This window comes from Paraburkholderia sp. C35 (genome assembly GCF_003121405.1).
Taxonomy (GTDB): domain Bacteria; phylum Pseudomonadota; class Gammaproteobacteria; order Burkholderiales; family Burkholderiaceae; genus Paraburkholderia.
In genome coordinates this window covers 69,881-81,949 of the sequence record NZ_QBUY01000031.1, presented here as the reverse complement: position 1 = coordinate 81,949, position 12,069 = coordinate 69,881, and the positions used below count along the sequence as shown (strand labels likewise).

At 55.8% G+C, this 12,069-nt stretch carries 7 protein-coding genes and 1 pseudogene; 6 read left to right on the top strand and 2 right to left on the bottom strand.

Features of this window, described 5'->3' with window-relative positions; all coding sequences use genetic code 11:
• Positions 1-254 precede the first annotated feature (254 nt).
• From DK391_RS20080 to DK391_RS20065, 4 genes are all read left to right on the top strand, one after another.
• Positions 255-851 (top strand): hypothetical protein, encoded by a 597-nt coding sequence (locus DK391_RS20080; RefSeq protein ID WP_109479721.1) that lies wholly within the window; start codon positions 255-257, stop codon positions 849-851.
• 335 nt (positions 852-1,186) lie between these two features.
• Positions 1,187-1,597 carry an H-NS family nucleoid-associated regulatory protein gene (locus tag DK391_RS20075; RefSeq protein WP_239482893.1) on the top strand — a complete coding sequence of 137 codons (411 nt, stop codon included), beginning with the start codon at positions 1,187-1,189 and terminating at the stop codon, positions 1,595-1,597.
• Between the two features lie 728 nt (positions 1,598-2,325).
• Positions 2,326-4,464 (top strand): TonB-dependent siderophore receptor, encoded by a 2,139-nt coding sequence (locus DK391_RS20070; protein WP_109479720.1) that lies wholly within the window; start codon positions 2,326-2,328, stop codon positions 4,462-4,464.
• A 2-nt stretch (positions 4,465-4,466) separates the two neighbouring features.
• Positions 4,467-5,594: a PepSY-associated TM helix domain-containing protein gene (locus DK391_RS20065; RefSeq protein WP_109479719.1), complete on the top strand. Its 1,128-nt coding sequence runs from the start codon at positions 4,467-4,469 to the stop codon at positions 5,592-5,594.
• A gap of 141 nt (positions 5,595-5,735) precedes the next feature.
• Here DK391_RS20065 and DK391_RS20060 read toward each other — a convergent pair whose 3' ends face one another.
• Positions 5,736-7,052 (bottom strand): DUF2252 family protein, encoded by a 1,317-nt coding sequence (locus tag DK391_RS20060; protein ID WP_343225436.1) that lies wholly within the window; start codon positions 7,050-7,052, stop codon positions 5,736-5,738.
• Positions 7,053-7,341: 289 nt separating this feature from the next.
• Entirely contained in the window at positions 7,342-7,611 is a 270-nt protein-coding gene (locus DK391_RS20055; RefSeq protein ID WP_109479717.1) for a DUF1488 family protein, read from the bottom strand.
• 316 nt (positions 7,612-7,927) lie between these two features.
• Here DK391_RS20055 and DK391_RS45720 point away from each other — a divergent pair.
• Positions 7,928-8,732 (top strand): annotated as a pseudogene (locus DK391_RS45720) (transposase).
• 438 nt (positions 8,733-9,170) lie between these two features.
• The gene (locus DK391_RS20040) at positions 9,171-11,954 is read left to right on the top strand and encodes a tetratricopeptide repeat protein (protein ID WP_162600870.1); all 2,784 of its coding nucleotides are present in this window, start codon (positions 9,171-9,173) and stop codon (positions 11,952-11,954) included.
• Positions 11,955-12,069: the final 115 nt, after the last annotated feature.

Genomic DNA, 12,069 nt, shown 5'->3' with positions numbered 1-12,069 from the left:
CGCTCGCTGAAACAACATAAAGGGTGAAGGCGTATCTCGTATGGGCGCAGCGCTCGGTGCACTAGAGGCGACCGGCGCTGGTCCATCGCGCAGCGAATGGTGAGGCGATCTCCATTGAAGTTCGCCGATTAGAAATCCAACGCGGAAAATGAGTTGTTCAGACCTTCCATAGCAAAGAGTCGACTAAACCCGAGGCATTCCGCGAGCTGCGAGGGATCAAGGGATTCGGGGCGATTACCAGCCTGCACCTGTTGATGGACCTGGGTTTTCCAGTCTACAAGCCAGACCGGTGGCTGGTTCGCTTCGCAGCAACTGATGCCAGTTGCAAATCGGTTATCGCGAAATTGCTGGATGGTGTCTCAGTAGAACAGGCGGATGAGAAATACCTTGAGCGGCATCTCGACATCGTTTGTCACGCGGTCGATGCGCTACGAGACTCTTTTATGGATACCCCCGATGGCATTGTGAATCTGGATGAAGGCTTCTTGCGTCACCGGTTCGTAGACCTCGTGCTCAGCAAATTTGGTATGGAGCCAGAAAGTTCGTTTGGATTGGTGACATCGGGAAAAGAATTTTTGCTGGCTGAGCGTAATTCCGATTCCAGAAAGGACTTTCCCGCCCTGCACGACATCGCGGTAGCGATGAAGCGGGCGAGCGATGAACAGCAGGCAGCGAAGAGGGCGGCGAACTTGCTCAAGAAGCAAGGGCTGCGCGTATGCAGGCGATGCAAAATAGCGTGCTCGCTCAGCATGTTCGCGCGAAGTTCCGAGTGCTATGGTCGCAGGGATCATAAGCATTGTGCTGCATGTCGACAGTCGTCGTCCCCAACGCGAGGGGAAGCGCGCGTTTGAAAATCCCGAGATTAGCGCGCAGCGGAACTTTGGTGCCATTGCGGGGACTTGTTCGAGAAGTTGGTAAAATCAGACGCAGTGTTTCCCATGGATACCGATGGCGGGGCGGCGTGTTGGCGAGTGGTTGAGCTTCGTCCAGCAGTGTTCTGTGATTTTCGTTCGCGATGATTGCAGATCCGCGCCGCGACGCGGGCGGGAGGCGCGAGCCGCTGATAAGCGCCATTTCTGCACCGCTCCGAAGAATACCGTGAGAGCGTTCCCGATAGCCAACCGGATAAATTCAGGCTCCTGCGTGACTCACGCTACTCGGCCAAACATAGTGGTTGAGAGTTGTCGTGTTGATCGTTGTCGGGCCTATTGAGAAGACTTTTGAGATCATGAAGGGAAAGATTGCAGACGGGGAAGCCCGTGAGCGGCTGATAATCTGGATCCGCCGTCGTATGATCGAGTTCGGTATTACATTTGACGCGCTCCAGGCGTCTATCCAGCACGATCTGGACCATCCGCCGCTGTACCGGGACGCCCGTGGAAACGAATGGAACGGGCTCGGTGACACGCCCGAATGGTTGGCGGCGGCGAAGCATGCAGGCGTAGATCCTGACTTCTTTCGAATCGAATCGAAGCCAACACCATCGGCGCCGACCGCACTTCATCGCCAGGACTCCAGGGCAGTTGGTGATGCACAAGTTCAATCGACCGCAATCGATTCCCGCCAACTTGACCTCTTCAAAAGGTATCCGGACTAACTCGCCTGTTCCCTGCGGTTTCGCTTACCCATGTATCTGCAGATCGAATCAGTCTGCGAGGAATAAGCGGCGTTGACTTTCCTGCTTTAATTCCAAAACGCTCTTCGAGCTCCTTCATCTTGACATCCATAGCGCCTCTCTGAGTCTTCGAGAGCGGTCTGTTCGACTTACGGCTCGGTCCGGGTGCGCGAGAATCGAGCTTCTCGACGATGATCTCGACAGGTGCCCGCACCTTGACTAACTGGCGAGTAGTATCCCCGGAGTCGTCGGACTAAATTAGTTGTGTTTGCAACTAATAGTGTAATATCTGTCTGATAGTGCGAGCGGCATGCGCTCGCGGAGGTTCGCTCTGACAAGCAAGATTGGTCGGTGGCTAAACCCACTACACAGTCGCATCTCCGAGGTGAAGGGTCCCCAGACGTGCGCAACTGGACAAGACAAATCTCGCCAAGCCGAACCGGACACGCATTCGCAAAACATGCGTGTTTAAGCCTTGTATGTGCGTATGCACATGTAGATCACATTTTTTTCAAGATGTGTGATTGATATTTAGTCCAACCACATATTTCGGCTAAGTTTACTTGCAAATCGAAGTCATTCTCATTAGTATTCCGGCAGCGTTATAGGGATATTTCGTAAAATTGCGGAAGATTTACTGCGCGCGGTTACCTGCTCGCAGGGCGGATCCGTGTGTGGCAGCTTCCAGAACAACAAGGACCACCGGAATCATGGGATTTGCCGCGCACCGCGACTCGGACGCTGTTATCAGACTCAACTGTTTTGCAGCCGTGGCTGCGCTCGCGTTTCTTGGTCTACCCGACTGCGCGTCGGCTCAGGATGATCAGCCAAAAACGTCCGCGTCGAGCACATCCGACGAAAAAGCCACAACCCTTGATTCGATTGCGGTCTCCGGCGACTGGCTGGGAAGCGGACTGGAAAACAGTGTCAAAACTTTTCCGGGTGCGCGGACGGTTGTCGACAAACAGGAGATCAACGCGAGCGGTGCAACCAGCATAGGTGACGTATTGCGCCGCGTCCCTGGCGTGCAGTCGACCGATAATTCTGGTACTGCTGGTAGCCAGATTTCATTGAACATAGGCGTGCGCGGTCTTACGGGCCGCTACACACCGCGCTCAACGGTTTTGCTCGACGGCATCCCGATGGCCGTTGCGCCTTATGGTCAACCGCAGCTATCGTTCGCGCCTATTAGTCTTGGCAACATCGATTCGATCGACGTGGTACGAAGCGGCGTAACGGTGCGGTACGGTCCGCAAAACGTCGGTGGCGTGATCAACTTCCGCACACGCGAGATTCCGGACAAGGCGGGCCTTACCGCAGATGCCTCCGTGCGCGAAAATATGTACACGGCAGGTGGCGGTAGCAGCACGCAGTACAACACATTCCTCGGAACGCAGCTTGACAATGGCCTCGGCGTCGCGCTCTTGTACTCGGGCATGACGGGCCGCGACTGGCGCGATGGCAGTGATGAGCGCGTCAACGATCTTGCTCTGAAGTGGCGTTTCGAACTGTCGCCGACCTCCGAGCTTTACGGCAAATTCTCATACTACGACGTGAAGTCGCGTACGCCGGGTGGCCTGACTGTCGCGCAATATAACCAGGATCCTTTCCAGAATACGCGTCCGACCGATTACTGGCAGGGCGAGCGGAAAGCCGTCGAGCTCGGCTATCTCAACACGATTTCCGCGAATGAGGAACTCGAAATTCGTGCCTGGTATAACGAGGCCAACCGCACGAGCGCATTGATCAACTCGACGGGCACGCAATTGCAGTTTCAGCCGCGCAACTACAACACGACAGGTGTGGAGCCGCGCTATACGCAGCGTTTTACGCTGGGTCCCGTGCAGCAGGACGTCACGGTCGGCTACCGCTACATTCGAGAGCGTGGGGACGACAACAGCTACAACCAGACGTTGGCGACGGGCGTCATCGGGCCGACAAGCACTTTTGAGAATGGTACCGACGCTCACGCTGTGTATCTCGACGACCGCATCGCGTATGGGCGTTGGCGTCTGACGCCAGGTATTCGTTTCGAGCACATCAGTTCGACGCGCTTCGACGATACTCTCAAGCAGAGTTACGACACGCTAAACAACAAGGCGCTTCCAGCAGTAAGCCTCGAATATCTGTGGAACTCGTCGTTAACTCTGTTTACGGACTACAGCACGTCGTTCGGTCCCGTGCAGAATCTTCAGCTCAATTCGCAGTCAGCATCGAATCCGTTGCAGCCTGAAGTTGCGAAGACCTTCGAGTTCGGTGCGCGCTGGACGAGCAGGCGAATCCACGCGGAAGTCACCGCGTTCAACATGCGGTTTGACAACCAGATTTTGCAAGTTCCGGGCGTTGTGCCCTCAACGTTCCAGAACATCGGTGCTACCCACCATCAGGGCATTGAGACGGCAATTGATTACGCGTTCGATGAGGACAGTGTCCTGCGCGGTCTGGATGCGTACGCGAACTTCACTTACACGAAGGCGATACAGGAGTCGGGAACTACAGCAGGCCTCGACGTTCCTTTTTATTCACGTGTCACCGACACGATGGGACTGAAATACGAAACACACGGCTGGACGTTCAACCTTTCGACCACACATCAATCGTCGCAGTATTCTGATCTGCAAAACACCGTGGCGGAGAACGCTGCCGCAACTACCGGTCGCATCCCAGGATTCCGTGTGTACGATTTCCAGGCCGACTGGAAGATTCCGAACTGGAAGGGCAGCAGTCTGACTCTAGGGGTGAACAACTTTACGGATAAGCGCTACTACACGCGTAACGTCGACGGTAATCCGGGCCGTATGGTTGGTGCGCCCCGTATGGTGTACGTGCAAGGCCACTTCGTCTACTGACGATGGCTGCCACACATGCTCACGGCGCGCGAACGGTGCGCATTCGACATTACTGGATCGTTGCGCATCGCTGGTTTGGGTTGTCGGTCGGCTGGGTGCTTGCTCTGGCGGGCATCACTGGCGCGCTGCTCATGATTGCCGCGCCGCTTGATGAGGGTCTGCATCCGGAGTTGTTTCACGTCGGAGGACCGGCCGGAGGTGCGGTCGTTTCGCTTGAAAGTGTCCGGCAACGTCTTGCCAGCGAGTTCGGGCCGCATACTGGGTTGACATTTCATCCTCCGCGCGACACTCACCAAAGCATTGAAGTGACCGTCCGCAGCAAATGGAAGGGGACGATCTATTTCGATCCGTACACAGGCCGCGAGCTCGGGCGACGTGGTCAGACCCAGGGCTTCTTCAACGTTTTGTTCAGGCTGCATAGCTCCTTGCTGCTAGACGAGACAGGCAAGCCTTTGCTCGCTTGTGTCGCCTTGTGTTATTTGCTGCTGCTTGTTTCCGGGTTGGTGCTCTGGTGGCCGCGCGGCGGCGTGACCGGGTGGCGGATTGAACTGCGGCGAGGTCGCACGCGCGCCCTGTATGACCTGCATCGGGTCGGCGGCGCGTCATTGGGGCTTTTGATTGCCGTGTCGGTCGCATCGGGCGCCTACATGGCGTGGCGACCGTTGAATGGATGGGTAACTGCTCTTGCGGGGGCGCATCCGATGCGCCCGCCGACTTTGTCGACCCAACCAGTTTCGACATCGCGGCGGCTTCCCGTCGATACGCTTGTTGCTCGCGCACACGAACAGTTCCCGGACGGCCAGATCAATATCGTGCAATGGCCCGCCAAAGCAGATGCACCTTTGCGCATACGCATGCGTCTGCCCGATGATCCGCATCCGAACGGCTTGACCTCCATTTGGCTTGATCCCTATTCGGGCGCAGTGCTTGCCGTACAGCGCTGGAATCAGCTCGATCCCGGTGCTCGCGCTGTCGCGGTGATTTATCCGCTGCACACAGGCGAACTGGGCGGTCTGCCGCTCATGGTCATCCTGTCGACCGGCGGCGTGGCACTGTGCGGCTTATTTGTTACAGGCATCTGGCAGTGGTGGCGTAGGCGAAAAGCGCGCAATGGTACAGGACGACGGTAGACGTCTTAATGGAAGAATGCGTCCGACGAAGGTCGCGGTTTAGCCTCCGTCGGACGTGGTTGGAGTTGGCAAGCAGTAGAGCTTCTCTCAGGTTGAAAACGGGGAAGTGGAGCCGAATCCGACGCGTCAGTCGGTGCCGCGTCAGTAGAGCGGTGTGCCGGCCTTGTAGGCGCTGACAAAAGATTGCCAGTCCAGGTTCACCTGGGTGGCATAGCTGAACGCGAAATTCGAGATTTCAGTCTGCAGCCCAGAGGTGCTTGTCACAGCATCGCTAATCTGCTTGTCGATGCTGTAGGTCACGATTGCGCTGTTGTAGTCCTGGTCCGAAATGGCGTGAGCCGAAGCCAATGCCTGGCCAAGATAGGTTGCGGCCGTATTCAGCTTGCCCGCAGTAGTCAATTGCGTGTAGTCGAAATCTTCTTCGAACGGTGATTTTTCATGAAAATAGTAGGGCAAGCCGTTGATGACCGCATAGCCGACGAGTACATCTGCGTTAAGCGTTTGTGCCTTGTTGGTCATCGCTACCCGCGCGCCATCATTGCTATTGTCGGCAGATAACAACGACTGCGCATTGCTGTTCGCGACAGCGACGGCGCTCTGAGTTTCCTGCTTTACTTCCAGGATCACGTCGTCTGATGTCGAGGTAGATGGACCTTCAACCAAGACGTAGTAACGCAATTTTCCCAGGCTACCGACGCCCGATCCCAGCTTCTGACGAATATCTTTCACCTTGTAGTAGCTGGCCGAATACTGCTTCGATGTTGAGATGCTGCTGATGTAGCTGCTCATCGCTGCCGCAATGTTGTTGTACGTCGCGCTGTTGACGGACACAAGCGCGTTGGCGATGTTCTGGAACGTCCGAATACCGTTGGTTACCTGTGTGTATTTGTTGAGCAGGCTCGAGCGGGTGTCGCCCTTTGAAGCGCTAATGGTCGACTGCACCGCGCCGGACGTGTTGCCGTTTTTCAATTGGAAGCTCAGCTCGTCGCTACTACCTTTGAAATCGTTCATCTCGCTAACGTAGGCGCCGACCATGGCCTTGATAGCGGTCGAGATGTCGCTGTCGGCGATGCCGTTGGCGCGCCCGGCAAGGACCATACTGGTGGCAAGCCTTCTTAAGTCCCAGACGTACTGGCCGAGATAGCCTTCATCGAAATCGTCGACAGAGAACACATTGTTTGAGCCGCTGTCTTGCCACGCCCCGAAGTTGCCGATGTGAGCATCTCCGCCGATCCACGTGTAGCCTGTTTGTGTGGTCGTGTAGCTGGAGGCGGGCAACGTCTGCATGTCCTGATAGAAAATGTGGTCGGTGCCTCGATAGAACGCAAAGGAATCGACGGCCATCGTTGACATCATGGTAGCGAGATCGGTGCTGTCTGTAGCCGCAAAAGGATGGTTGTAGTTGTAGATTTGTGAGACGCCCCAACTCGGGCGCGAGCTTTGGGCATGAGCGGAAATCGCAGATAGCAGGCAACAGGCAGACAGGGCAAGCAGGCGCTATTTCATTGTTTTCTCCAGAAAGACAGAAGGAGCGATTGGATCGCTCCTTCGGTGCAGGTGAATTCCACCAATCTTGGATGACATCTCCGTGACGACTGGGGCGGAATGGAGACGAGATGAAGGCTTACGCGTTATCGGCGTAGCAGTGCCGTGAAGACGGCGCGCATCCGTTGGCGGCTTTGTCGGACAGGGTCTCGCTCATGCGTAAAACCGAGGAGAAGTGACATGCGCGTCACTGACAAGTACGTCAGGAACGCGCAAAGTCGTCTGACTTCAACTCCAAACGAGTCGCAGGATGCGCTCGAAGTTTGCGCTCAGCGATAGCTTCGATGCGCGCGTGACCATTCTCAAAGGTTTTCAGAATCTGCACGTGGCTGGCTCCGGGTTCCAGCCAGAAGTACGTTTCCAATGCGGTGAGCGAAATTACACAGTCTATCGTTGTGTTTCCGTGTACGACGCCAAATGCGACACCACGTCGATTTTCGAGGACCTGAGGAGCAGGCTGAAGGATTTCCATGAGTGATCACGGAGCGAAGAGGAGGGCCAGATGATTCCCTATTGTTGCACACATCATGCGATTTGCGTACAAGCTGAGCTGCGGGATCGCATCCGGCCTAGTCTAGGTTGATTCGACAAGATACCGATGCTGACGGACGCTGTTGGCAGTCGTTGAAAATCCAATTGTACGATTATGGGGCCAAATCCGGGGCGATCGACAGACAGTAACGGTGTCATTCCCACGGGTGACGTTCTAGACGCATTGGTGCGCGCGCAAACTTCGCGCATGACCGAGCAAGCCCCAGCTACCAGATTACGTCAATGCAGTTAAGGCCTTGTTGAACGAGGCCCGTGTTCAGCGCACCAAGCGTGATATCGAGATTGAACAACTCAGAGAACATATTGATTTTCTCAACCGGTTGCAGCTAGGACGACAGCCCGATCTAGAAGAGCGCGCGCGTGACGACGTCTCGCTTGACAGCTCCAGAATGGGGGATTGGGGCGGCCTATGCGACGAGCTACTCCGACCGCTGAGCGAAGCGGTATGCCGCTACGTAATGGCTTCATCCAAGCTGCACACCTGTGAGACACCCATGTCCGTTCAAGCTCCTGGCAACGTGAGGATACGCAAGGGCCAACTGCGTATCTATGTTCGAGACGACAGCTATTCGGGATCGGCGGACCCGGCCGCGGTCGGGTTTGCACATATACGACGTTCACATGCGTGCCACGGCCGAAGCGACACCATACGTGCTGGAGCTCATTGGCGCGCTGTACGGAATCGAAGCGAATATTCGTGGTGCACCGCCAACTGAGAGGTTGCAGGTACGGCAACATCAGAGTCTGCCTATACTTTACGCGGTCAGCGCATGGTTGAGGCATAGGAACAGGGCATTGCCGGTGAAGTCGGAACTGGCCAAAGCGATCAACTATTCGCTCAGTCAATGGGACGCGCTCGTCTTGTACTGTGAAGACGGTCTCATTGAGATAAGTAATGCTCTCGCCGAAAGTACCTTACGTCGCGTGAGTCTGGGGAGCGAGAGCGTCTTTTTCGTCGGCTCCGGCCGAGACACACAGTGGGTCGCGGCGATGTACAGTGTTATCAGTTGCAAGGTCAATGACATCGATCCCAACGACTAGCTCGAGCATATCCTGCCGAATATCGCTGGTGGCAAGATCGACAGCGCTGAGGAGTTATTGCCTTGGAACTTGGCGGACAGACTTTCCAGCAAGTAGAAAGCGAGCAATTGTTCCGATGCCAGATACAGCCGATCGACACACTACATGGTCTGATCGAGGATGCGGTCGGTGGAACGATTGAATGCAAGGGGATCTCCCGCTACCGTTGAGACCTTCGTCAAGAATGTGGGCCATCTGTGGCAATCGCCGTTTATTTCAAGATTGTAAGAAATATTCTGTGCCGAAAAATCGTCTTTGTCGTTCGTCTTGATTGTCGATAGGATTGGAAGATATTGCGGAATTACTTCGCCGCGCGAATCGTCTGTGGTCGTATCGCGTGATTTGGCTACGATCCCGCAGGCGTCACTACCTCAATGCCTTCGTTTTTCGGGACCTTCTATGCAGCATCCCGACAAAGCACCCGGTCAGGAAACGCCGCTGGCGCATCGATGCGTCACGCGGGCAAGCGGCCACAAGCCGCCTTCGCGGATATTCAAGCTCGGATGGAAAGGGATACGCGCGCTATTGTGCGTATCGCTTTTCTGGCAATCGTCGGCGACGTGCGGTGCAGGCGTTGCTCAGTCATCGCTCGGTCAAGTGACAGAAGTGCCGCATTCGGCTCACGAATGGCCAACTAGAACAGTTGATGTTGTCAATAGTGCCAGAAATCCGGGGCAGTTAATACGTGTCGTTACGTCGGCTAATGCTGCAACTGCTGCGGCGTCACCGCCGACCGATCCGGACATATGGAAATTCTTGCAGACACTTCTCCTTTTGCGCTTCGGGTGGGTAGGCGCGGCAATAATAGCGATGCTCGGTATCTGGTGGCAATGGGATCACGTCAGCAAGCTGCCAGGCATCGCGACTGTGATCGCGCGATTTCAAAAGAAAGCTCCTCCGAAAGGTATGCCCGATAAGTTCAACATCGTCATCGCCAAACTGGAGGGGGATGAGGATCAGGACATGTCACGGCTTATTCGTGATTCGTTGAGGGATACGTTCCCAGGCGTACACACGATGTCACTCGACGAATTGATCGAGGCCGAACCCAGCGAGCAAGCGGGTCACGAACGCGCGCGGGCATTACTCAACGCTTTGGGCGCAGATGCGTTGATCTGGGGTGGCGTGCTGAAGCAGAACGGCAAGACTCTGCCCAGACTTTACTGGACGGCGTCACGAGACGTGTCGAAATCTCCCTCTGCGGAACGATATGAGACGACTGAAGACCTCCATCTGCCGACTCTCTTCTGGCAAGACCTGACTGACGTACTCGGCCTGCTCGTTGCAAGCAGCGGTGCCGAAGCGCTGGCGCGCAGTGGGCAGTACAACCTGGGGGAAATGCAGCCATTTGTTCAACGTGTAAGGAAATTACTGGAGGACGGTCACGGGGAGCAATGGAATGCGGCGACCCGGGCGAACGTCCGTGTGATTCTTGGTAATGCGCTGCTTGTGTGTGGCGACCAGTCCGGAAACAAGGAGCCGCTGCTTGAGGCCACCAGTACATACCAGAAAGTAATGACTGAATTCGATCGGGCTGAAGCTCCCTTGGACTGGGCAATGACCCGGACGAAGCTTGGGGTTGTCGAGGGGATGTTGTCGGAATACGAGCTGAACATACCGCAGATGCGCGCAGTGGTCGACGCAAATCGAGATGCTCTGACGGAGCTTTCTCGTGAGGAGTCGCCTCTTCATTGGGCGGCAGTTCAAAATAACCTCGGTCGCGCTTTGGGCAGACTAGGAGCGTACGCAAATGAGCCGGAGAAACTGCGCGAAGCGATACAGGCATTCGACATGGCTCTTGAGGTCTTCTCTTTCGAAAAAACGCCATTCGACTGGTCACATGCAATGCTCTGTCGCGCCTACGCTTTCAGCGCTATGGCTGATCATCAGCCTGACTCTTCTTCGCTGATTGAGGCAGTACACGAATTTAAGCGTATCGCGAAAACGTGTTCTCGGGAAGCGATGCCATCGTGCTGGGCTTCCGCGCAGTACAACCTCGGCGTCGCGCTTTCCAAGATCGGAGAGCGAGATTCATACCAAGACCGCCTGCTCGAGTCTGTGGTTGCGCTGAAGGAAGCGTTGAAGGAGTGGACGAGGGCGAGGGCGCCAATGCAGTGGGCCCTTGCTCAACACGACCTTGGCATCACATTCAAGCTCTTGGGAAAGCTGCGGACGGACGTCGCAATGCTGCGCTCGTCCATAGATTGCTTCCGCTATGCGCTCGAAGAGCGTACGCGGGACACGACGCCGTTCGACTGGGCGCTAACGCAGGGCAATCTGGGCGATGCGCTCATGACTCTTGGTGAATTTGATCGCGATCCACAACAACTACGCGAGGCTCGGTTCGCGCAGCGCCAGGCTTTGCATGTCTACACCGCTGAAAAGACCCCTGATGACTGGGCCATAGCCCACTACAATCTGGGAATGATCTGCCTGCGGCTCTGGGATCTCGACAGAAACACCGTGCATCTCGGAGATGCTGAAGACGCCTTACGGGCTGCATTGACCGTCCAGAGCTTGTCGACGGATCCGCTGAAATGGGCGATGACTCAGGATGGACTTGGGAATGTCCTGTTCAGAATCGCTTTGAACGAACCGGGAATCGAACGATTTGAAAAGTGCGTAACGGCCTTCCGTAGCGCGCTTGAAGGAAGGTCTCGTCAAGTTGCGCCAGTTGATTGGGCAGAAAGCCGCTATAAACTCGGTCTCGCACTAACGGCGCTCTGGCGTCGTGAGCAGCGCCCGGAATGGATCGAAGAAGCTATCGAGGCTCTCAACGACGCGCTAGCGGGGCTCAGTCGCAAGCGGCTACCGCTTAAGTGGGCGGCAGCTCAAAACGAGCTAGGGTGTGCTTTCGCATTGGTTGGATATCTTGAATCGAATCCGACTCGTTTTCGGGAGGCGGAGTTTGCGTTCCGCGCTGCGCTGCAGGAACGGGTTCCACAGGCCGAGTCGTACGACACCGCTGACACGCTGCGAAACCTCGGCAATGTACTTGCATGGCTGGGCCAATATGAACTGAGGATGGATCTCCTTGATGAAGCAGAGCGCCTGCTTCGGGATGCCTTCAGAATTTTTCGCTCCGTTAAGGCCTATGACTATGTAGGAATGACGGCGACTGAACTGAGGTCTCTTACTGAGACCCGGAAGCAGGTTGACCTCAAACTGGTGCAGCGAGGCTAAGACAGGAAATGTTATTGCGAGCCTTCGGCTCCGACCATATCGGAAGTCGTCTCTCGCTTTGGTGGACAGTGGGTTGCGACCTGAGAAGGTGTTGTAAAAAGGAAATAGCGATTTC

Coding starts and splice junctions, on each gene's coding strand:
- DK391_RS20080 (WP_109479721.1), top strand. CDS start 255: ATGGACCTGGGTTTTCCAGTCTACAAGCCAGACCGGTGGCTGGTTCGC.
- DK391_RS20070 (WP_109479720.1), top strand. CDS start 2,326: ATGGGATTTGCCGCGCACCGCGACTCGGACGCTGTTATCAGACTCAAC.
- DK391_RS20065 (WP_109479719.1), top strand. CDS start 4,467: ATGGCTGCCACACATGCTCACGGCGCGCGAACGGTGCGCATTCGACAT.
- DK391_RS20055 (WP_109479717.1), bottom strand. CDS start 7,611: ATGGAAATCCTTCAGCCTGCTCCTCAGGTCCTCGAAAATCGACGTGGT.
- DK391_RS20040 (WP_162600870.1), top strand. CDS start 9,171: ATGCAGCATCCCGACAAAGCACCCGGTCAGGAAACGCCGCTGGCGCAT.